General features: G+C 66.3%; 21 protein-coding genes. 9 read left to right on the top strand and 12 right to left on the bottom strand.

Going from position 1 to position 21,352, the window contains the following annotated elements:
- Window positions 1–6: 6 nt before the first annotated feature.
- From carB to pyrR, 6 genes are read right to left on the bottom strand one after another with little or no spacing between them, the layout of a single operon-like run.
- Window positions 7–3,369, bottom strand: a complete 3,363-nt coding sequence (carB, locus tag ACFW6D_RS05715) for a carbamoyl-phosphate synthase large subunit (RefSeq protein WP_379325150.1) — start codon at window positions 3,367–3,369, stop codon at window positions 7–9.
- Window positions 3,369–4,487 (bottom strand): glutamine-hydrolyzing carbamoyl-phosphate synthase small subunit, encoded by a 1,119-nt coding sequence (gene carA, locus ACFW6D_RS05710; RefSeq protein WP_379325148.1) that lies wholly within the window; start codon window positions 4,485–4,487, stop codon window positions 3,369–3,371. The genes carB and carA overlap by 1 nt, the downstream gene beginning before the upstream one ends.
- Window positions 4,484–4,990 (bottom strand): transporter, encoded by a 507-nt coding sequence (locus ACFW6D_RS05705; RefSeq protein WP_379238760.1) that lies wholly within the window; start codon window positions 4,988–4,990, stop codon window positions 4,484–4,486. The genes carA and ACFW6D_RS05705 overlap by 4 nt, the downstream gene beginning before the upstream one ends.
- Before the next feature lie 12 nt (window positions 4,991–5,002).
- A complete protein-coding gene (locus ACFW6D_RS05700; RefSeq protein WP_379325146.1) occupies window positions 5,003–6,301 on the bottom strand; it encodes a dihydroorotase in 1,299 nt (432 codons plus the stop codon).
- The gene (locus ACFW6D_RS05695; protein WP_379325144.1) at window positions 6,298–7,251 is read right to left on the bottom strand and encodes an aspartate carbamoyltransferase catalytic subunit; all 954 of its coding nucleotides are present in this window, start codon (window positions 7,249–7,251) and stop codon (window positions 6,298–6,300) included. Before ACFW6D_RS05695 ends, ACFW6D_RS05700 begins: the two co-directional genes overlap by 4 nt.
- Window positions 7,248–7,880 carry a bifunctional pyr operon transcriptional regulator/uracil phosphoribosyltransferase PyrR gene (gene pyrR, locus ACFW6D_RS05690; RefSeq protein ID WP_379325142.1) on the bottom strand — a complete coding sequence of 211 codons (633 nt, stop codon included), beginning with the start codon at window positions 7,878–7,880 and terminating at the stop codon, window positions 7,248–7,250. The genes ACFW6D_RS05695 and pyrR overlap by 4 nt, the downstream gene beginning before the upstream one ends.
- Window positions 7,881–8,063: 183 nt before the next feature.
- Between pyrR and ACFW6D_RS05685 the strand changes: the two genes are divergently transcribed.
- Both ACFW6D_RS05685 and ACFW6D_RS05680 read left to right on the top strand, forming a co-directional pair.
- The gene (locus ACFW6D_RS05685) at window positions 8,064–8,783 is read left to right on the top strand and encodes a GNAT family N-acetyltransferase (protein ID WP_379325140.1); all 720 of its coding nucleotides are present in this window, start codon (window positions 8,064–8,066) and stop codon (window positions 8,781–8,783) included.
- A 176-nt stretch (window positions 8,784–8,959) separates the two neighbouring features.
- The gene (locus ACFW6D_RS05680; RefSeq protein ID WP_379325138.1) at window positions 8,960–9,253 is read left to right on the top strand and encodes a hypothetical protein; all 294 of its coding nucleotides are present in this window, start codon (window positions 8,960–8,962) and stop codon (window positions 9,251–9,253) included.
- Between the two features lie 43 nt (window positions 9,254–9,296).
- On the opposite strand, the gene ACFW6D_RS05675 is transcribed toward ACFW6D_RS05680, so the two are convergent.
- Window positions 9,297–10,550, bottom strand: a complete 1,254-nt coding sequence (locus tag ACFW6D_RS05675) for a PIN-like domain-containing protein (RefSeq protein WP_379325136.1) — start codon at window positions 10,548–10,550, stop codon at window positions 9,297–9,299.
- A 328-nt stretch (window positions 10,551–10,878) separates the two neighbouring features.
- On the opposite strand from ACFW6D_RS05675, the gene ACFW6D_RS05670 reads away from it, so the two are divergent.
- Window positions 10,879–11,694: an SDR family oxidoreductase gene (locus ACFW6D_RS05670; protein WP_379325134.1), complete on the top strand. Its 816-nt coding sequence runs from the start codon at window positions 10,879–10,881 to the stop codon at window positions 11,692–11,694.
- A 109-nt stretch (window positions 11,695–11,803) separates the two neighbouring features.
- Window positions 11,804–12,232, top strand: a complete 429-nt coding sequence (locus tag ACFW6D_RS05665) for a DUF6463 family protein (protein ID WP_379325132.1) — start codon at window positions 11,804–11,806, stop codon at window positions 12,230–12,232.
- On the opposite strand, the gene ACFW6D_RS05660 is transcribed toward ACFW6D_RS05665, so the two are convergent.
- The 3 genes from ACFW6D_RS05660 to ACFW6D_RS05650 all read right to left on the bottom strand — a co-directional run bounded on the left by ACFW6D_RS05660 (window position 12,233) and on the right by ACFW6D_RS05650 (window position 15,513).
- Complete coding sequence (locus tag ACFW6D_RS05660; protein ID WP_379325130.1) at window positions 12,233–13,144, bottom strand: DMT family transporter; 912 nt, start codon at window positions 13,142–13,144, stop codon at window positions 12,233–12,235.
- A 121-nt stretch (window positions 13,145–13,265) separates the two neighbouring features.
- Window positions 13,266–14,807: an FAD-dependent monooxygenase gene (locus ACFW6D_RS05655; protein WP_379325128.1), complete on the bottom strand. Its 1,542-nt coding sequence runs from the start codon at window positions 14,805–14,807 to the stop codon at window positions 13,266–13,268.
- 130 nt (window positions 14,808–14,937) lie between these two features.
- Window positions 14,938–15,513 (bottom strand): TetR/AcrR family transcriptional regulator, encoded by a 576-nt coding sequence (locus ACFW6D_RS05650; RefSeq protein WP_379325126.1) that lies wholly within the window; start codon window positions 15,511–15,513, stop codon window positions 14,938–14,940.
- 99 nt (window positions 15,514–15,612) lie between these two features.
- Between ACFW6D_RS05650 and ACFW6D_RS05645 the strand changes: the two genes are divergently transcribed.
- A complete protein-coding gene (locus ACFW6D_RS05645; protein WP_379325124.1) occupies window positions 15,613–16,578 on the top strand; it encodes a zinc-binding alcohol dehydrogenase family protein in 966 nt (321 codons plus the stop codon).
- A gap of 62 nt (window positions 16,579–16,640) precedes the next feature.
- Here ACFW6D_RS05645 and ACFW6D_RS05640 read toward each other — a convergent pair whose 3' ends face one another.
- On the bottom strand, window positions 16,641–17,048 hold the full coding sequence (locus ACFW6D_RS05640) for a YybH family protein (RefSeq protein ID WP_379325122.1): 408 nt from the start codon (window positions 17,046–17,048) through the stop codon (window positions 16,641–16,643).
- A gap of 39 nt (window positions 17,049–17,087) precedes the next feature.
- On the opposite strand from ACFW6D_RS05640, the gene ACFW6D_RS05635 reads away from it, so the two are divergent.
- A complete protein-coding gene (locus ACFW6D_RS05635) occupies window positions 17,088–17,471 on the top strand; it encodes a winged helix-turn-helix transcriptional regulator (protein WP_379325121.1) in 384 nt (127 codons plus the stop codon).
- Window positions 17,472–17,901: 430 nt separating this feature from the next.
- Here the strand turns inward: ACFW6D_RS05635 and ACFW6D_RS05630 are convergent, their stop codons facing one another.
- Window positions 17,902–18,423, bottom strand: coding sequence for a hypothetical protein (locus tag ACFW6D_RS05630; RefSeq protein ID WP_379325119.1), 522 nt, complete (start codon window positions 18,421–18,423; stop codon window positions 17,902–17,904).
- Between the two features lie 180 nt (window positions 18,424–18,603).
- On the opposite strand from ACFW6D_RS05630, the gene ACFW6D_RS05625 reads away from it, so the two are divergent.
- The 3 genes from ACFW6D_RS05625 to ACFW6D_RS05615 all read left to right on the top strand — a co-directional run bounded on the left by ACFW6D_RS05625 (window position 18,604) and on the right by ACFW6D_RS05615 (window position 21,264).
- Window positions 18,604–19,227: an alpha-ketoglutarate-dependent dioxygenase AlkB gene (locus tag ACFW6D_RS05625; protein ID WP_379325117.1), complete on the top strand. Its 624-nt coding sequence runs from the start codon at window positions 18,604–18,606 to the stop codon at window positions 19,225–19,227.
- 53 nt (window positions 19,228–19,280) lie between these two features.
- Window positions 19,281–19,730, top strand: coding sequence for an SgcJ/EcaC family oxidoreductase (locus ACFW6D_RS05620; RefSeq protein WP_379325115.1), 450 nt, complete (start codon window positions 19,281–19,283; stop codon window positions 19,728–19,730).
- Between the two features lie 340 nt (window positions 19,731–20,070).
- The gene (locus tag ACFW6D_RS05615; protein ID WP_379325113.1) at window positions 20,071–21,264 is read left to right on the top strand and encodes a serpin family protein; all 1,194 of its coding nucleotides are present in this window, start codon (window positions 20,071–20,073) and stop codon (window positions 21,262–21,264) included.
- Window positions 21,265–21,352: the final 88 nt, after the last annotated feature.

The following is a 21,352-nucleotide window of genomic DNA, read 5'->3' as shown; positions in this document are numbered from 1 at the left end:
TGGTGTTCAGCCACGCAGCTTCGAGTGCAATTCCTGCAGCGAGCGCACCCCGATGCCACCGTTGATACTGGCCTCGATGCCCTGCACCGCCGCCGCCGCACCTTGCACGGTGGTGATGCACGGGATGTTCGCGCCCACCGCGGCGGTGCGGATCTCGTAGCCGTCCACGCGGGGGCCCGAGTTGCCGTAGGGGGTGTTGAACACGATGTCGATCTCGCCGTCGCGGATCTGCTCCACGATGGAGGCTTCCGGCATGCCGGTGGCCGGATCGGTGGCGTCCGGGTCGGAGTGCTTGCGCACCTGTTCGCACGGAATGCCGTTGCGGCGCAGGGTTTCCGCGGTGCCCTCGGTGGCGAGGATGCGAAAACCAAGATCATGCAGGCGCTTGATCGGGAACACCATGGCGCGCTTGTCGCGGTTGGCGATCGAGACGAACACGGTGCCTTCGGTGGGCAGCGAGCCGTAGGCGGCGGCCTGGCTCTTGGCGAAGGCGGTGCCGAAGTCGGCGTCGATGCCCATGACCTCGCCGGTGGACTTCATCTCCGGGGAGAGCAGTGAGTCCACGCCGGAGCCGTCGGCGCGACGGAACCGGTGGAAGGGCAGCACGGCTTCCTTGACCGCGACCGGCGCGTCGAGGGGCACGTGGCCGCCGTCGCCCTCGGGCGGCAGCATGCCTTCCTTGCGCAGGTCGGCGATGGTGGCGCCGAGCATCACGCGCGCGCAGGCCTTTGCGAGGGGTACAGCGGTGGCCTTGGAGACGAACGGAACCGTCCGGCTCGCACGGGGATTGGCTTCCAGGACGTAGAGCACGTCGTCCTTGAGGGCGTACTGCACATTGAGCAGACCCTTGACGCCGATGCCCTTGGCGAGCGCGATGGTGGAGCGGCGCACGGCTTCGATGTCGCTGCGGCCCAAGGTGATCGGGGGCAGCGCGCAGGCGGAGTCACCGGAGTGGATGCCTGCTTCCTCGATGTGTTCCATCACGCCGCCGAGGTAGACCTCTTCGCCGTCGCACAGAGCGTCGACGTCGATCTCGATGGCGTCTTCCAGGAAGCGGTCGACCAGCACCGGATGGTCCGGGTTGAGTTCGGTGGCGCGGGAGATGTAGCCCTCGAGGGACTGCTCGTCGTAGACGATCTCCATGCCGCGCCCGCCCAGCACGTAGGACGGGCGGACCAGGACCGGGTAGCCGATCTCGTTGGCGATCTTCTTCGCCTGCGCGACCGTGGTTGCGGTGCCGTACTTGGGCGCGGGCAGTCCGGCGGCGACGAGCACGTCACCGAATTCGCCACGGTCCTCGGCCAGGTCGATCGCGGCCGCGGAGGTTCCGACCACCGGCACGCCTGCATCGGTGAGGCGCTGCGCCAGACCCAGCGGAGTCTGGCCGCCGAGCTGCACGATCACACCGGCGACGGTGCCCGACTCGGCTTCGGCGTTGTACACCTCGAGGACGTCCTCGAAGGTGAGCGGCTCGAAGTAGAGGCGATCGGCGGTGTCGTAGTCGGTCGACACGGTCTCGGGGTTGCAGTTGACCATCACGGTCTCGTACCCGGCAGCCGAAAGGGTCTGTGCCGCATGCACACACGAGTAGTCGAACTCGATGCCCTGACCGATGCGGTTCGGGCCCGAACCCAGGATGATGACCTTCTCGCGCTCGAGCTGCGGCGCGACCTCGGACTCCGCACCGGGGTCCAGCTCGTAGGTGCTGTAGTGGTACGGGGTCTTGGCCTCGAACTCCGCGGCGCAGGTGTCGACGGTCTTGTAGACCGGGCGCACCTGGAGACGGTGACGCAGCGAGCGCACGCCCGCCTCGCCCGCGAGCTCGGGACGCAGCGCCGCCAGCTGACGGTCGGACAGTCCGTAGTGCTTGGCGCGACGCAGCAGATCCTCGTCGAGGACGGGCGCGTCGAGGACTTCCTGACGCAGCTCGACCAGGCCGAGCACCTCGGCGACGAACCACGGGTCCACGCCGGAAGCCAGCGCGACCTCTTCGACGCTCGCGCCGTAGCGCAGCGCACGCTCGACCTGGTAGATGCGGCCCTCGGTCGGCACACGCAGGTCGGCGAGAATGGCTTCGATCGCCTCGCGCACCGACGCCGGATCACTCGGATCCTTCGGGGCCCACTGGCCGTCGTCGGTGGTCCAGAAGCTGGCGGCCTTGGTCTCGAGCGAACGCAGCACCTTGCCGAGGGCCTCGGAGAAGTTGCGGCCCATCGACATCGCCTCGCCCACCGACTTCATGGTGGTGGTCAGCGTGGCATCCGCGCCGGGGAACTTCTCGAAAGCGAACCGCGGAGCCTTGACGACGACGTAGTCGAGGGTCGGCTCGAAGGAAGCCGGGGTCTCGCCGGTGATGTCGTTGACGATCTCGTCGAGGGTGTAGCCGATGGCCAGCTTCGCGGCGATCTTGGCGATCGGAAAGCCCGTGGCCTTCGACGCCAGCGCCGACGAACGCGACACACGCGGGTTCATCTCGATGACGATCAGACGACCGTCCTTCGGATCCACCGCGAACTGGATGTTGCAGCCGCCGGTGTCGACGCCGACCTCGCGCAGAATGGCGATGCCGAGATCGCGCATCTTCTGGTACTCGCGGTCGGTCAGGGTCATCGCGGGGGCGACGGTGACCGAGTCACCGGTGTGCACACCCATCGGGTCGACGTTCTCGATCGAGCAGACGATGACCACATTGTCGTTGCGGTCACGCATGAGCTCGAGTTCGAACTCCTTCCAGCCGAGGATGGACTCCTCGATCAGAACGTTCGCGGTCGGCGACGCGGACAGGCCGCCACCGGCGATGCGGTCGAGGTCTTCCTCGTTGTAGGCCATGCCCGAGCCGAGGCCACCCATGGTGAACGACGGACGTACAACCACGGGGTAACCGAGTTCGGCGACGGTCGCGCGCACCTCGTCCATCGTGTAACAGACTGCGCTGCGGGCACTCTCACCGCCGACCTTGGCGACGATGTCCTTGAACTTCTGCCGGTCTTCACCGCGCTGGATGGCGTCGAAGTCGGCGCCGATCAGCTCGACGTTGTACTTCTGCAGCACACCGTTCTCGTGCAGCGCGACCGCGGTGTTGAGCGCGGTCTGCCCACCGAGGGTGGCCAGGATGGCGTCGGGGCGTTCCTTCTCGATGACCTTCTCGACGAACTCCGGGGTGATCGGCTCGACGTAGGTGGCGTCGGCGAACTCCGGGTCGGTCATGATGGTCGCCGGGTTGGAGTTCACCAGCGACACGCGCAGTCCCTCGGACCGCAGCACCCGGCACGCCTGGGTGCCGGAGTAGTCGAATTCGCACGCCTGGCCGATCACGATCGGGCCAGAGCCGATCACCAGAATGTGCTTCAGATCCTCGCGGCGAGGCATCAGGCTCCTTCCATGAGACCGGCGAAACGGTCGAACAGGTATGCGGCGTCGTGCGGGCCTGCGGCGGCCTCGGGGTGGTACTGCACCGAGAAGGCGCGGCCGTCGATCAGCCGGACCCCTTCGACGGTGCCGTCGTTGGCGCAGATGTGGGAGACCTCGGCCTTGCCGAACGGGGTGTCGAACACCTCGCCGCGCTCGCCCTCGAGGGCGAAGCCGTGGTTCTGGGCGGTGATGGACACGCGACCGGTGCCCTCTTCGATCACCGGGATGTTGATGCCGCGGTGGCCGAACTTCATCTTGTAGGTGCTGCGGCCCAGTGCCCGGCCCAGGATCTGGTTGCCGAAGCAGATGCCGAACAGCGGGATCCCGCGTTCCAGGACACCCTGGGTGAGCGCGATCGCGCCGGTCTGGGTGGCCGGGTCGCCGGGGCCGTTCGACAGGAACACGCCATTGGGGTTGAGCGCGAGGATGCCGTCGATCGAGGTGTTGGCCGGGACCACGTGGGTGCGCACGCCGCGCTCGGCGAACATGCGCGGGGTGTTGGTCTTGATGCCCAGGTCGACCGCGACGACAGTGAACTTGTGGTCGCCCACCGGTTCGATCGTGTACATCGCGTCGGTGCTGACCTCGTCGGCGAGGTCGGCGCCCAGCATCGAGGACTGGCCGTTGACCCGGGCGAGGAGTTCCTCATCGGTGGCCAGCGCGGCACCGGAGAAGATGCCCGCCTTCATCGAACCGCGGCTGCGCAGGTGGCGGACCACCGCGCGGGTGTCGATCCCCGCGATGCCGACGACGCTCTGCTTGTCCAGCTCTTCCTGCAGCGTGGTGGTCGCGCGCCAGTTGGAGCTGACCCGCGAGGGGTCGCGCACGGCGTAACCGGCGACCCAGATCTTGCCGGACTCGTCGTCCTCGTCGTTCCAGCCGGTGTTGCCGATCTGCGGGGCCGTGGCCACCACGATCTGGCGGGCGTAGCTGGGGTCGGTGAGGGTTTCCTGGTACCCGGTCATCGCCGTGCAGAACACGGCCTCACCGAGTGTCTGGCCCTGCGCGCCGAAGGCGGTTCCGCGGAATACGCGGCCGTCCTCGAGCACCAAGGCTGCCTTTGCTGCTGTGCTCATTCATCGTCTCCCGTCGTCACCCTGGTCGCATCCGCAGTCCATGCCGGGTACACCGTCTTGTCGTCGCCGCGGAAACCGGTATCGATCTCGGTTCCGCTCGGCAGTGTCCAGCGAATTACCAGCACACCATTTTCCGTCATCACTTTGCCCGCGTGGCCGCGCTCGGTACGCACCGCGCTCACGGATTCCTGCGGAATCCAGATCACCGTGGCGCCGTCGCGTTCGAGCAGAATTCCGCGTTCGAACCGCGTCAGTTCGGCGGTCGCCCGGAATCCCAGGTCACCGACCGCGATCCGGTCCTGCCAGCTGGGCGCGATGGTGCTGCCCAGGTACATGCCGGTGGTCGGTTCCAGTAGTTGTGCGCCCAGTTCGGCCGGCACCGTCGGCAGTTCGCCGATGCGTGCCTGCTGTCGCGTGGCCTTCTTCTGCCATGCCCGGTACATCAGCCACAGGCACACAATGAAAAATGCCAGCAGCCCGACTACCCACAGCGTTCTTTCCACGTCCTGGCCTCCCTAGATCCCGACCGCCTTGCCCTCGCGGGCAGTTACCCGGCCGCGCAGCACGGTGGCTGTGACCTCGGCCGGGAACGTCATGTCCTCGAACGGTGTGTTGTTCGAGATACTCGCCAGCTCGGCGCCGCGCACCGTCCACTCGGCGTCGGGGTCGATCAGCGTGAGGTTGGCCGGTTCACCGACGGCGATCGGACGGCCGTGGTCGTCGAGGCCGACGATCGCGGCGGGCTTCTCGCTCATCACCTTCGCGACACCGCGCCAGTCGAGCAGGCCCGGCTGCACCATCGTCTGCACGATGATCGACAGGGCGGTCTCGAGGCCGAGCATGCCGGGGCGGGCGGCCGCGAACTCGCAGCACTTGTCCTGCTCGGCATGCGGGGCGTGGTCGGTGGCGACGCAGTCGATGATGCCGTCGGCCAGCGCCTGACGCAGCGCGGCCACGTCGGAGGACTCGCGCAGCGGCGGGTTCACCTTGTTGACCGCGTCGTAGGTTTCCAGGCGCGAGTCGTCGAGGAGCAGGTGGTGCGGGGTGACCTCGGCGGTGATCGAGATGCCCTGGGACTTGGCCCATTTCACCAGTTCGACGGTGCCAGCGGTGGAGGCGTGGCAGATGTGCACGCGGGCGTTCGCATCGCGAGCGAGCAGTGCGTCGCGGGCGACGATCGACTCCTCGGCGGCGCGCGGCCAGCCCTGCAGGCCCAGGCGCGCGGCGTTGGGGCCTTCGTGCGCGATGGCGTTCTTGGTCAGGCGCGGCTCTTCCGCGTGCTGGGCGATGAGCACGCCCAGGGAGTTCGCGTATTCGAGGGCGCGGCGCATGATCAGCGGGTCGTCGACGCAGTGGCCGTCGTCGGAGAACATCCTGACCTGGCCGATACCGGCAGCCATCGTCCCCATCTCGGCGAGCTGCTTGCCCTGCAGGCCGACCGTGACGGCGCCGACCGGGAACACGTCGACGAGGCCGACTTCCTGGCCGCGACGCCACACGTGGTCGGTGATCACGACCGAGTCGGCGACCGGGCTGGTGTTGGCCATCGCGAACACCGCGGTGTAACCACCCAGTGCCGCTGCGGCGGAACCGGTTTCGATGGTCTCGGTGTCTTCGCGGCCGGGTTCACGCAGGTGCGTGTGCAGGTCGACGAAGCCGGGCAGCAGGATCTGGCCGTTGCCCTCGATCACCTCGGCGTCATCGGAAACCGTGATGCCGGTACCGATTTCGGCGATGATCGTGTCGCGCACCAGGACGTCGACGGGGTCGCCTTCGCCGTAGGGCTTGACGTTCTTGATCAGCAGCTCACTCATACCGTTTCCTCCTGACCGACGAGCAGCCGGAACAACACGGCCATCCGCATGTGCACACCGTTCGACACCTGCTGCAGCACAGCCGATTTCGGCGAATCAGCGACCGCCGAGGCGATTTCCATGCCGCGCAGCATCGGACCGGGGTGCAGCACCACGGCGTCGTCGTCGAGCAGTCCGAGCCTGCGCTCGGACAGTCCGTAGTTGATCGAATATTCGCGGGCCGACGGGAAGAACCCGCCGTTCATCCGCTCCGCCTGCACCCGCAGCATCATCACCGCGTCGGCACCGGGCAGCTCGGCATCGAGCGACGTCGAGACCCGGCAGGGCCACGCCTCCACGCCGATCGGCAGCAAGGTGCGCGGGGCTACCAGGACCACCTCGGCGCCGAGGGTGTTGAGCAGGGAGACGTTCGAGCGGGCGACCCGGCTGTGCAGGATGTCGCCGACCAGCACGATCCGCTTGCCCTCGATGTCGCCGAGGCGCTGACGCAGGGTGAGCGCGTCGAGCAGGGCCTGGGTGGGGTGCTGGTGGGTGCCGTCGCCGGCATTGATGATCGACGGGGCGACGCGGTTCTCCTCGCGCGCCCACTGCTCCATCCAGCGCGCGATCTGGTGCGCGGCACCCGAAGCCGGGTGGCGCACGATCAGCGCGTCGGCGCCTGCCGCGTGCAGGGTGAGCGCGGTGTCGCGCAGCGATTCACCTTTGGAGACAGACGAACTCGACGCGCTCACGTTGATCACGTCGGCGCTCATCCACTTGCCCGCGACCTCGAAGGACACGCGGGTGCGGGTGGAGTTCTCGTAGAACACCGTCATCACGGTGCGACCGCGCAGGGTCGGCAGCTTCTTCACCTCGCGGCCCAGCAGGGCCTGTTCGAAGCGCTCGGCTTCGTCGAGGAGTTCGGTGGCGGCGCCGCGATCAAGATCGGCGACCGTCAGCAGATGCTTCACTCTTGGCCCTCCTGATGCAGGTAGACACCGTCACGACCGTCGTGCTCGACCATCAGCACCGAGATGTCCTCGGCGCGCGAAGTCGGCACGTTCTTGCCCACGTAGTCGGCGCGGATCGGCAGCTCGCGGTGACCACGGTCGATGAGGACCGCCAGCTGCACGGCGCGGGGGCGGCCGAGGTCGCGCAGGCCGTCGAGGGCGGAGCGGACTGTGCGGCCGGAGAACAGCACGTCGTCGACGAGCACGACCAGGGAGTTCTCGATCCCGCCGTCGGGCACCGAGGTGCGCTCGAGCGGGCGATGCGGGCGACTGCGCAGGTCATCGCGATACAGGGTGATGTCGAGGGAGCCGAGCGCGGGACGCACGCCCGAGAACTCCTCGATCTTGGCCGCCAGCCGATTGGCCAGGGTGGTGCCGCGCGTCGGGATTCCCATGAGAACCACCCGCGGTGCGTCGGCGTCGCCGGAATCCAGGGCGGTCTTCTCGATGATCTGATGCGCCATCCGCGCTACCGTCCGCTGCACATCCGACGGGGACAACAGCTCGCGTCCGGCATCCACCCACTCCGGGGTGTGCCGCTGCGATGTCTCACTCGCGCCGGATCTGGCCGCCCGTTCGGGCACAGCCATGCCGACCTCCTTCCCCGCCTCACCGGACGGTCCGTTAAAGGATGTCTAACTCGCCCGCCAGCCTATCAGCGCCCCGAGGCGCCTTTGACCAGGTAGGCCCACCTGTGAGCACGACCACGGGCCACTCGCCGACGGGCGCCGGGGTGTCGGTGATCACATGCGCGCCGAAAGTCCAGTGAGCGCATGCATTTCACCGCCACGGCACGGCACGTCGACCGCCTCGACCCGAACCGATCCGTGATCGCATTCACGTCGACGACCATCCGGAATTACGTTGCCGGGCATCGCCGGATTCCGCCATCATCGGACATGGCCATCGACATGAGCCCGTGCCCCGCAGCGACACCGCCTGAGCGGATCGATCTGGGCGATGTCTTGCTGCGCCGGTGGCAGCCGAGCGACCTGGACCGCCAGTTCGCGGCGCTCACCGATTCGCATGCGCATCTGCGTCGGTGGATGCCGTGGGCGCAGGAGCCGCCGACGCTCGACGGGCAACGCCGATTCCTGCGGATCTGTGCCGCACACTGGCCGACGCCCAGCGGTGGCTACCTGTACGGGATCTTCACCGCAGCGGATGAGGTGGTGGGCGGTATCGGGCTGCACGACCGGATCGAACCCGGGGCGATCGAAATCGGTTACTGGGGCCATGTCGCTCATACCGGCCGCGGAATCATCACCCGCGCCGCCCGCGCCCTGACCGACGTGGCACTGACTCTCCCCCACATCGCGCGCGTCGAAATCCGTTGTGACGCAGAGAATGCTCGTAGCGCGGCAGTGCCCCAGCGGCTCGGATACGAACTGGTCAGTACCGCCCCACGGCCGCGGGCGGCGCCGGGTGACTCGGGTATCGGCATGGTCTGGGCAACAATGTCTCGACCGACCGGGTGGCTTGTCGAGGGGTAGGCCGCGGACTAGACTGTGACGCGCACCACATCGCGACGGCGGGTTCGTGCCGCCGCCCAGAGCGGTCGTGACCCGATCGGAGCGCCGGGTCACGATGTTCGATCACGACCCCCCGTTTGCCGGGCCGGGCCTTCAGACACTCCACCCCCGCTCGACCGCGCAAGGAGATGGCCGTCATGACGGTTGCCGTCGAACTCGAATTCACCGGCTCGACTCTCGAACAGTACGACCAGGCCCTCGCGAAAATGGGCTTCGTGCACGGCGGCTCCGGCGGCCCCGGCCTGCTGTTCCACCTGGTCAGAAAAACCGACACCGGATTCCACGTCACCGACGTCTGGGAATCCCCCGAGCAGTTCCAGAGCTTCGCCGAATCGACCCTCGGCCCCGTCGGCATGGAAGTGGGCATGCCCAACCAGCCCACCATCGAAGTCCACGAAATCTACAACTACCTGGCCCAGGACCGCAGTTGAGCGTGCACACCACACCGAAGTCTGCACGCAGCGCAGGATGCCGCTAGCGCTCCTGTTCCAATTCGACGAATTCGCCGGGAACCCGGTACCCGATCGCCCGTCCAGGGCCTTCGAATACCGCTACGAGCGGATGAGCGGCATCGTCGCCGATCAGCCCCTCGTCCACCAAAGTCAAGGCAATCCGCTGAGCCGGTAGCGAAAACCGCCGCAATGACCGCTCCTCGGAAAATCCGGCGCGCTCGTAGATTACAGCGCGTGCCACAAAGCCACCGCTCCCCGCCGCAAGCAAGATGACATCCGCCTGCAATTCATAGCCTCCCGTCCGCAGGTCGCTCAGCAACCGTTCGTATGCGGCGAGGTTCCAGTTACCTACACCATCCGAGCCGATGTCGGGCAACCGTGTACTTGCGGCAACAAGGGACTCCGAGGCCTCCTCGTCACCAAGTCTCGTCTTCGCCATCAGTCGGTAGAAGTCACTTTGAGTCAGCAGCACAAGCCGAGCGCCGGTTCTCTCGATTGCCTCTGCCACCAATTCCGGACGAACGCCCAATGTTCGCTTACTCGGCTTTTTGAGAACAATCCTCCAGTCTTCCTTGACATCATTGGTGACGAGAATGAACGCTTCACAACTAGACAGGCCCGAAACATGGCGGAGCGTCTGCTCCCACAGCAGAAAGTCGCCCGTGCCACGCTCCTGCAACTGATCCGCTTTATCTCGGACATCCATGTACCCAGGAGGAATCGACCGCTTGGACCTCTCCAAACCTTGGCCTATCATATCTTCTTCGTCATCACCGAGAGATTTTCCGATTCGATTGTCAAGAATGACCGACAATCTGGTAAGCACCGGATCCGCACTGGTATCATCCAAGATTTTGGTAATTTCCAGCGGCGCACCACGCGCTTTGCCGATCGCGTCTGAAAGCTCACCCAGTTGCCGTTCGATCATATCTCGTATCGACTGGATATCTTGCGGACGCTCACGGTCGGGGCGAAGAGAATTCACAATAGCGAGAAGCTCGTTGCGAACAGCGCCGATCGGCGATGCAGGCGGGCTTATATCTGCGATTACGGAATGACGATTACGCCAGAACTCACGCATCACCTGATGCGGAACCCACAAGCGGTCCCGCAACGATTCGAGCACGTCGAGAGCCAGACGGCGTGCCGATTCCTCGAAGGAATAGATATCAAGCAACACGTTCGTATCCACCACGACCGGCGCACTGGCCAGTAGAGCTAGCACTTCCGGCTCAGTCGGGTCGCGGTATCCTTCAAAACCTTCGTAGATGCTCACGCCTGCCCCGATAGCCTTTCCCGAAGTCGCACGCATTTGGTGAAGTCCGAACCCATTGTAGCCGAACAACATTGGGGCGTCGCCGCCGTCCGAGGATGGATGAGGACGGGGCCGAGCACACGCGAAGACCAGACCCATCGGCACCGCGTGTCGGCGTGAAAAACTAGGCCGACCAGCGAATCTCGCAACAGATCAGATTTTCACGATCTGCGGGTGCACCGCCCATCCACTCGCCGCAACATGCGGCATCGGCTGGTCAGCTAACGGCGATTCCCGGTCCGCTGTATTCGGTTGCGGCGACGGGCGTTTACCGGGTGCAATCGAGATCATGGAATCTACGGCGTTGAGTGGGCGGGTCGCGGTGGTGACCGGGGTGAGTCGGCGGGGCGGGATCGGGTTCGCGGTGGCGCGGCGGTTGGCGCGACAGGGGGCCACGTTGTTTCTCACGCATTGGGCGCCACATGATGCGGAGCAGCCTTGGGGTGCGCAGGACCCGGGGGATGTCTGCCGCGAACTGGGCGAGATCACGCGCGTTGCCGATATCGCCGTCGATCTCGCCGCGCCGACGGCCGCACAGGCGGTGATCGACGCGGCGGTCGACGCTTTCGGGCAGGTCGACATCTTGGTCGCCAATCATGCGCGCAGCGGCGGCGACGGGGATCTTTTCGAGATGGATGCCGAGATGCTCGACGGGCACTGGGCGATCGACGCGCGATCGGTGCTGTTGTTGACGAAGGCTTTCGCACAGCAATACCGGGCCGAGGCGCATCCCGTGCGCGACCGGGGGCGAGTCATCTGGATGAGTTCGGGTCAGCACCTCGGGCCGATGCGGTCGGAAATCGCTTATGCCGCAGCGAAATCGGTTCTGGCCGGGCTCACGAGCACCGTCGCGGCCGAGTTGATCGAGCGCGGGATCCTGCTCAATACGGTCAATCCGGGTCCGGTGGATACGGGGTATCTGACTGCGGCGACGGCGGATCGGGATCTCGCGGTGATCGAGGAAGTGCGGTCAGCGTTTCCGCGCGGTCGCGTCGGGGCGCCGGATGATCCGGCTCGGCTGATCGCCTGGCTCGTTTCCGATGAGGGGCGATGGCTGGTCGGGCAGGTGATCGACTCCGAGGGCGGGTTCCGGCGGTCACCGTGATCGGCGCTCGCGGTGTGTGCCACCCCATAGCCCCAGCTTCTATACGTAGCCGTATATCTGGCGATATTCTCGGACTTGTACGGTGCCGTATATCTGGTGGGAGTCAGCCATGGAACAGTCGAGTTCGAATCGGATGATCAGGTGGGGAGGCCGGTTGATCGCGCTCATCGGCATCGGGCATCTCACGCTCGGGATGCTGGCCAGCTGGTCCTATTTCGATGACTGGCTGTCGTTGGCACTATGGGGGCGCTGGTGGGAGGACACCGATGCGGCGCATGCGTTCTGGGGTAACCCCGCCGGTTTCGGCTGGCCGCTGTTCGTGGTCGGGGTGACGGTCGTCTGGATGGATCGCAACGGGATCGTTCCGCCGCCGTTCCTGGGCTGGATGGTGTTCGGCTGGGGCGTGTTCTGCTCAATCGTTGTCGAGCCGACTCCGGGACCGTTCGTGGTGGTCGGCGCTGCCCTGCTTCTGCGCGGAATCCGCAGTGCCAGTGCGCCTGTCGACGCGCCGTCGCCGGATCTGGCATCTCGAACGTGATCAGAGTGGCGCGGGCGGTTCCGGCGCGGCCTGACGGGTAGGTATCGCACTGATCGTCAAGGCCAGCATGACCAGTGCGATGCCCGCCAGTTCCAGCGCTGTGGGCCGCTGTGCGAGGGCGATCGCGCCGACGACGGTCGCGGTCGCCGGCAGCAAAGCGAGCAGCAGAGCGAAACGCGCACGGCCCACCGCGGTGAGAACCACCTGGTCCAGCGCGTAGGGCACCGCGCTCGACAGCACGCCGACGCCGAGTCCGAGCAGCCAGGTGCGTGGGTCGGCGAACACTCCGGCGTCGATCGCCAACTGCGGGATGAGCACGAACGGCGCCAGCAACACCGCTGCGGCCGCCATGCCGACCGCGAGGGAATCCTGGCCGTCACCGGTGTCGGCGACGCGCTTGCCGACCAGGATGTAGGCCGCCCACAGCACCGCCGAGGCGAGGGCGAACGCGACACCGACCGGCTCGACATCGAGTTGCACACCGGCCAGCAACACCACCCCGACCGCCACCAAGGCCACGGCGATCAGATCGCGAGCCCGTCGCGAACCGAGCGTCGCCACGGCGACCGGGCCGAGGAATTCGATGGCGACGGCGGTGCCGAGCGGAATCCGCGCGATCGCCTCGTAGAACACGATGTTCATCCCGACCGTGACGATGCCGAAGCCGGCCGCCGTCACGATCCCCCGCCGAGTCCAGCGGGTGCGCCACGGTCGTCGCCACGCCAGCAGTGCCACTCCCGCGGCGGCGGCGCGCAGCCAGGCGACGGTGGACGGTTCGGTGGTGTCGAACAGGAAGACACCGAGCGCCGCGCCCACATATTGCGAGGTCGCGGCGATGATGAACACCATCGGCACCGACCAGCCGGGCAGCGCGTGCTTCGTCGGCCCGCCGGTCGTCGAGATCGCATTCATCCCAGGATTAATCCACAGCCGATCGAGGATTTCAATGCGAACCCGGCCCGGCCCGAACGATCAAGGGCCGGACCGTGATTCGCCTGACGTTCCGTCACGTGGCGACCGGGTTCAGGCCGACCTACTTCGATCGCATCGATTCCGGAATGCCGAACCATTTCGCCAATGCCGTGCGCAGTTCGGATTTCGCGGTGTCGGAAGGTTCGTCGATCGTTGCGGCCCAGGCGAGATGACCGTCCGGGCGGATCAGCAGAACATCGGCCGGACGATCACCGGTCTTCGCCGTGTGGATCGCCACGCGCGGTGCCCACTCTTCGGCGACCTCACGCAGGTCCGTGCGATCGGCCAGATCGAGGAAGATCGGCCGTGCGACGTGCATGAGTTCGGCGACGTCGGTGACGCCATGATCGGTGTGCAGCGGCAGGTCGGGCACGAAAGTGCCGGTGAGAGAATGTGTTCCGGTATTCGGGTAGCGCAGGTCGGTGCCCGCGACGAGAGCTCCCATGCGGCGCAGCGCGGGTTCGTCGGAGAGCAGCTCGGTGAACACCGCGCGCAGCGCCTCGGCGGCGGGGTCCTGGCCTTGGCGAAGGGCCGCCTGGGCGCGGGTCTGCAGTAGCGCGCGACCACCGGCGAAGTGGCGTTCTTCGTGGTAGGTGTCGAGCAGGTCGGCCGGTGCCCAGCCGTGGATGTCGGCGGCGAGTTTCCAGGCGAGGTTCACCGAGTCGGTCATGCCGAGGTTCATCGCGGCACCGGTGGCGGGCAGCAGGTGAGCAGCATCGCCGGAGAGGAAAACCCTACCCACGCGGTAGTTTTCGGCCTGGCGGTCCTGGAACTGATAGCGCGACAGGCGCGTCGGTGCGCCCAGCGGAACCTCCGCGCCGAGCACGCGCCGGACGCTGTCGCCGAGTTCGGTCATGGTCAGCGGTTCGTCGTTGTCGTATTCGGTGTTGTCGTTCTCCGTGGTCTGGAAGAACATCACGCGCGACTCGGGGCTGACCGCGCCGAGCGCGAACACGCCGCAGTCGGTGTGGGTGAATCCCGGCGCGATCCGGCCGAATCCCGGCACCTCGATTCCGCCGTCGTCGAGCACGGTCACCGATTCGTGCACCGCCACCGCGGCCAACCGGTTGACCTCCGGATACGTGCTGCCAGGGAACTCGATGCCCGCGAGTTCGCGAATCCGGCTGCGCCCACCGTCGCAACCGACCAGGTAGCGAGCGCGCACTCGGTACGGCCCGGTGGGTCCGTTCACCTCCACGAGCACCGCGTCGTCGGTCTGCTCCAGCGCGACGACCTCGTGCCCACGGCGGATCTCGGCGCCCAGTTCGACGGCGTCCTCGGCCAGGAGTTGTTCGACCTGCGCCTGCGGAATCGCCATGGCGTGCAACGGGGTTTCGTCGAGGCCGGTGAAGTCCAGATACACCCCGCCGAACGGGAAAATCGGCTTCGGACTGGCGTCACCGCTGGCCGCGCTCATCCGATCGAGCAGCCCCCTGTGCCGCAGCACATCCAGAATCCGCCCACCGAGACCGCTGGCCTTCTGCGCCGTCCCCGGCCGCTCCCGACGTTCCAGCACCAGCGGCCGAACGCCAGCTCGCCCCAACTCCCCCGCGAGCATCAGCCCGGCGGGTCCAGCGCCGACAACGATCACGTCGGTGGTCATCTCTTGCATCGTGTGTTACTCCCGAATATCGCTGGTCCCTGTGTGGCCCAGCGATTCTGCAGTACTACCCGGGCCTTGCCGCAAGCCCCCAGGTCGGTTATAAGTTGGATACGGAAGTCAGTCGTGCCGCTCAGGGAGCGCGCAGAACCGAACGAACCAGTTCCTCGATCCCCGATCGCAAGCGGTCGACCTCCCCTGCCCTGGCCATCTGCTGAGCGAGTTCCCCGCCGACTGTCGACAGCAACAGCGCGCCCACGGTGTCGGCGTCGATGTCGGGGCGGACCTCACGCAAGAGCGCGCCGATGTGCTGCGCCCAGAACGTGTGGAATTCGGCGCTGCGGGGATGTGGCGGCATCGCCTGATAGGCCGCGATCAGTTCCACATCATCGGTGACCAGGCTCGTCATGGCGTCGAAGAAGGCGAGTAGCCGGTCGGTCGCCGGTGCACCCGGCCCCAGCGGCGGCGGACCGCTCGAGACCGCCGCCATCAACTCGACAGCGCCCTCGGCCACGAGCTCGTAGAGCAGGCCCGCGCGACTTCCGAACCGGTGGAAGATGGTGCCCTTCCCGACGCCCGCTGCTGCCGCTACCCGATCCATCGTCACCCCGGCCGCGCCGTGTTCGGCCAGCAACGCGGCGGTGGCATCGAGGATCGCTCGACGGTTGCGTGCGGCATCGGCGCGCTCGGCGGGACGTCGGTCGGTCATCGCACCGCTTTCTCGGCACCAGGCCGATCCGTTGACAAGTTGACCGGCGGTCCATATCGTTCGAGACATCTTGACCAGCAGTCAACTTATGGAGTTCTGATGCAGGCAATCGTAATGACCGAGACCGGCGCACCCGACGTTCTGGTGGCGCGCGAAGTCGACGAACCTCGCCCCGGCGACGGACAGGTCCTCGTCCGAGCGGAGGCGGTGCCGGTCCTATACCCGGAGACCAAGGTCCGGGCAGGCACGTTTCCCTTTCCCGCACCGCTGCCCGCAGTCTTCGGGTTCCAGGCAGCGGGCACGGTGGTCGAGGTCGGAGCGGGCGTCGATGCGGGGTTACTCGGCACACGAGTCGTCGCGTCAACGCCCGGCTTCGGCTCGTACGCTGAACTCGTTGTCGCCGAAGTGGATTCGCTAACGACTATTCCGGACAACCTGAGCACCGAACACGCTGCGGCGGTGCTGATGCCGGGTTCAGTGGCACTGGCTTTGATGCACACGGCAACAGTCGCCGTCGGCGAGACGGTCCTGATCGAGGCCGCCGCGACCGGTGTCGGCAGGTGCCTCACCCAACTGAGCGCCGCCGCGGGCGCGCGCGTGATCGGCACCGCGGGCGGGCCGAAAAAGGCCGAACTGGCACGCGACAACGGCGCGCACCATGTGCTCGACCACACCGCACACGACTGGGCCGCCGAACTGGCCGATATCCTCGCAGGCGACACGGTGGACGTCACGTTCGATTCCCTCGGCGGCGATTCGCTCTCCCCCCTGCTCGATCTCATCACGCCCCTTCGTGGCCGAATCCTCAGCTACGGCTGGCTGGACGGCGCACCGGCGCAACTCAGCGTTAGCGATCTGATCTTGCGCGGACTCACGTTGTCGGGTTGCGCGGGTACCGCTTGGCTCGACGAGGTCGCTCGTCAACGATCCGCCGCGTTGGAAGCTGTGGCGCAAGGCCTGCTGACACCCTTGGTCGACTCGGTTCTCCCCCTCGCCAACGCGGCGGCCGCGCACCGAATGCTCGAGGAGAGGATCGCATTCGGTGCCGTCCTGTTGCGGCCATAACGGATCTGTCGGCTCGTGGACGTGGATCGACACGGAGGCCGTGCCGCCTCGAGGTCTAGATGTCAGGCGGTGCCGAACGGGTTGTCGATGATGTAGCGCCAGTGGCCGTCGGCGTCGCGGCGGGCTACGTCGGTGGCGGTCCCTGTGAGGTGGATCGGGGTGCCGTCGGGGCCGGAGCCTTCTATTTCCCAGTCGACGATGAGCAGGGCGGTATCTCCCGCGACGTAGGTGTGGCGGGGGCTGACCCGGATCGGCAGGCCCAGAGCGAGAAAATCGGCGTTGGCTGCTCGTAGCGCGAGGCCGGCGACCTGGCTGCCCGGTTCGGGCACGAACACGGCGTCGTCGGTGTAGACCTCCGCGAGCGAGTCCGGGTCGCCGGTGTTGAAGCGGTTCGCGAATACCGCGGGGTGTTGCGTCGGGTCGGTGGTGAGGGCGAGGGTGGGTGGGTGGTGAGAACTGATATGGGTCATAGCGACAGCCAACTCGGGCCGCACGTAGGCAACCAAACGGTGACCGACGTGGACTGGGACGACGAGCTCGTGCCCGACGACGGTGGGCGGACTCGTGCGCCGGAACTCGACTGCCCGGTCGAGGTCGCGCTGGCGGCGATCTCCGGCCGCTGGACGACCTTGGTACTGCGCGAACTGATGAGCGGGCCGCTCTCGTTCGGCGAGCTTCGAGACCGGCTGCCCGCCCTGAGCGCCAAAGTGCTCACCGACCGTCTCCGCGAACTCGAGGCCCGCGACTTGCTCGAGCGACGGACACTGCGCGGCTTTCCCGTACGCACCAGCTATGACCTCACCGCATGCGGGCAGGCGCTGCGCCCCCTTCTGATCGAGCTGTATCGCACCGGCAACACCTTGGCTGTCCTGCGGCAAGATCTTGGCAGATGAGGTCGATCCGGTTGTCTCCCACTGCGTATGGCGCTAGGTGGTGATGTGTTCCGGGCGGAAACCCAGTCCGATGAACCTGCCCATGAGGTGGCGTAGGGGTGGGAGGGCACGAAAGCTTTGAAGGCGAACGGTGTGTGGTCGGCGGTGTTGTCGGCCAGGTCGGCGGGTAGAGGCCGCGCAGGATCTTGGTCCGGAATGCCTGGGTCACCTTGACCGGTAGTTCTTGCCTGGCCTGCACTGCGGCGAAATTGTCCTCACTCACCTCGACGCCGCGGCGCAGGACTGGAGCAGCAGGCGTCGCCGAGGCGGAGTTGCCCCGGCACCGAACGTCCACTCGTAGCCGATTACGTTACGTTTCGGAGTTGCCGGATCCGAGGAACGAGACCTGGCCGGCGTCGGCCTGGTCGAGGACACAAGCTGCCGGCGCCCCTTACAGGTAGCGAGGTGCGCGCATGATGTCCGATACGGCGTGGAGCAATGCAACTACAGCGTGAGCCCCGAGCTCAGGTCGGGCGTTGAGATCGGCGTACATCAGGGATTCAGGGCTGGCCGCTATCAGGCGTTTGGTCCGCAAGGCCTCGAACCCGAGCGTGATGCCGATGGTGTCCTCGGTCAGAGGATCACGAATATTGCCTTTGCTCCTAATCGCCCCAGGCTCGGGAACTGCGATCACTCCATCGCTGACCGCCCGCCGAAGCACCGCGTTGATCACCAACTCGAACCAAGGCTGGTCAGGGGCGTTCATGCCCAGGGCAGCACGCCACGGAAGATATGAATCCGCGTGCAGCGGAATCGTTGTCAGCTCCTCGTCCACCCACATTGCAGCCCACTGATGAGCATCCGCACCAACGGTGAATACACGCGGATCATCGAGCATCTTCTGCTCTTCGTGCTTACATCGCCGCGCTTCTTCGGCGTAACGACTCGACGGCCGGAAGGGTTGGAAGCGCACGACGCCAGGATACTCGGCGGGCCAACTGGGCTAGGCGCCATGGAACGCTCGTTCTTGGTGACAGATTTCCTGATCAGGTGACAGACAAGGTGGTCAGCCACAGCGCGCTCGGGCGGTATCTCCCGACTCCCCGGGGGCATGTATCGAACATACATTCGAACACCCGCTAGAATGGCGGTCATGTCGCTGCCCCTGCAAGGTTCACTGTTCGACGGTGATGCGGTTGCCCTGGGTGCGATCGGGGCGATTCGGCGCACCCAACTCGATGCGACGGCCTGGGTGGACGCGCTACCCGGGTGGTTGAGTGGCGCGAGCGAGCTGTTCGATCGGCTGGCGGAGCGGGTGCCGTGGCATGCGGAGCGCAGGCCCATGTACGACCGGGTAGTGGATGTGCCGCGGTTGGTGTCGTTCTTCGGGGAGAACGATCCGCTGCCGGATCGGATTCTGGTCGAGGCACGGGCGGCGCTGACCACGCATTACGAGACCGAACTGGGCGAACCGTTTCGGACTGCCGGGTTGTGTTTCTATCGCGACGGACGCGACAGCGTGGCCTGGCACGGCGACACCATCGGCCGCGGCGCCACCCACGACACGATGGTCGCGATCGTGTCGGTCGGAGCAGCGCGGTCCCTACTGCTGAGGCCTCGTGGCGGCGGGGCGAGCGTGCGATTCACGGCGGGGCACGGGGATCTGCTGGTGATGGGTGGCGCGTGTCAGCGCACCTGGGAACACGCGGTGCCGAAAACCGCGCGCCCGGTCGGACCCCGCATCAGCATCCAGTTCCGGCCGCGCGGCGTGCGGTGATCCGACCCACACCTCTTGACCTGAACCATTGTTGAGGGTCGAGAGTTGTTCACATGAGCGCGAACCTGATTCAGCCCCCGGTCATCGACGACGAGACCGTGGACCACACTGCCGATATCGCCGCGATTCACCGGATCATCACCGACACGCAAACTGCCTACAACACCAACGACGCCGAGCTCATGACCGCACAGTTCACCGCCAACGCCGTAGTGGGCAATGCCGTCGGCATGCTGATCAGCGGACGCGATGCGCTGCTCGAAGCGAACCGACGCGGGTTGGCCGGATTCCTGAAGGATGAATTCGTTCGGTACGACGTCGTCGACGTGGTCTTCTTGCGGCCCGACGTTGCCATCGCCCACAAAACAGCACGTGCCACTACCGCCGACGGCACCCTGATCGACACCGAACCCGCGATGGTCGCCCTCTACGTGCTGGTCAAGCAGGACGGGCAGTGGTGGACCGCAGCCCGACAGAACACGCTGGTGCCGTCAGCAGAGTGACCGAGGCGCCCGGTCGAGAACTGAGTCTTGTCGGTGCACCGCAATAGGATTCGTCGATCGGGGAGCCACGTATCTCGACTGCGCTAACGCAATGGGCCGCGACGTTCGGTGACAACAGGGCGGCGGGATAATGGCCGTTACTCGCAATACTCGCCGGGCCGCCGACGGAGCTCCCACGGCGAACTGGCTACGGCGGTAGGCGGATCGCTGCGAGTTAGCTGGCTGACCAGTGACATTCGCTGGTACGAGGAGTTCGTGGCGGTAACCGGAACCGGTGGTTGGGGGCGTCGGGTTTGCGGCGACGTGGCGGATTGTCGGTGGCTGGTCGTAGGATTCGGGGATGGGGAGTTCACTTGTGCCGCATGTGCGGGCATCGAATGCGTTGACGGGGCGATGGTGTGCGACGTTCGGGAACGAGGACGCGGTGGTGTCGGGGGCGGGGTTGTGGCCGTTGCTCGCGGTGTTGGCGGGGGCCGCTTCCGGGCGGGCGCGGGATGAGCTCAGTGCCGCGGTAGGGGTTTCCGCAGATCAGGCGCATGCGGCCGGGCTGGATATGTTGAAGTCGCTGGATACTTCGCGGGAGGTGTCGACGGCGATCGGGGCGTGGGTTCGGACCGGGTTGACTCTGCGGGAGGAGTGGGTTCGCAGTATGCCGGTGGGGACCGTTGGCGCGCTGGGCGATCAGGCGGCACTCGATGCGTGGGCACGTGAGCAGACCCGCGGGTTGATCGAAAAGTTTCCGGTGCCGATCGCGGAGGAGACCGTGCTCGCGCTGGCGACCGCGTTGCTGGCGCGTACCCGTTGGGCGACGCCGTTCGAAGAGGTCATGTACGCCCCCAAATCCGGTCCGTGGCAGGGACATCGGGGCCCCGGCCTGTACCGGACGAACCGTGCCGACGACAGTGTGTCGATCCTCGACGACGAAGTCACCCGGGTGATCGTCACCGGTAACGGCGAACTCGACGTACATCTGCTGGTCGGAACGGATCCACGTTACGGCCTCCCCGTCGGCCTCGCGGCCCTGGACGGGACCGCCGACGTACGCACCGAACTGCCGGTCGGCACGATCGCACCCTGTCTGTCGGTGAGTCGACGGGAAACCTACACTCGCGGCGATTCAGTGGTACTGACGCTGCCACCGTTCGAAGTCGAAAACTCCCACGACCTGCTTCACCACACTGCCCTGTTCGGGCTGCGCACCGCGACGACCGATCCCGGTTCGCATTTCGCCGGACTCGCCGAGGATCCGCTCACGCTGGACGCCGCAGGCCAGAATGTCATCGCGCGATTCGACGCGGGCGGTTTCGAAGCGGCCGCAGTGACCGCGGTGGCGATGACCCGGGGCGGCATGCCGCAGAAGACCTGGTCGACAATCACTTCGGTGGACATCGACCGACCCTTCGGCTTCCTCGCGGTGGACCGGCCGACGGGACTGGTCCTGGTGGCGGGTCAGGTCACGAAGCCACCGGCGGAATGGATTCGGCGGGTCAGAAAAGGACGGGCGGCAGGTCGAAACCCGGGGGCGCCGTGGTGAGTTCGGTAATCGACATTGCCGAAGCCGTTGCTCAGCAACAGGATTCGGTTTCGATGCGGCCAGTGGAGGCCGTATCCTGGTAGAAGTC

Source organism: Nocardia sp. NPDC058705, from assembly GCF_042749305.1.
GTDB lineage: Bacteria > Actinomycetota > Actinomycetes > Mycobacteriales > Mycobacteriaceae > Nocardia.
Note: the sequence above shows the minus strand (reverse complement) of the source record. Positions and strands in the feature narration are given on the sequence as shown.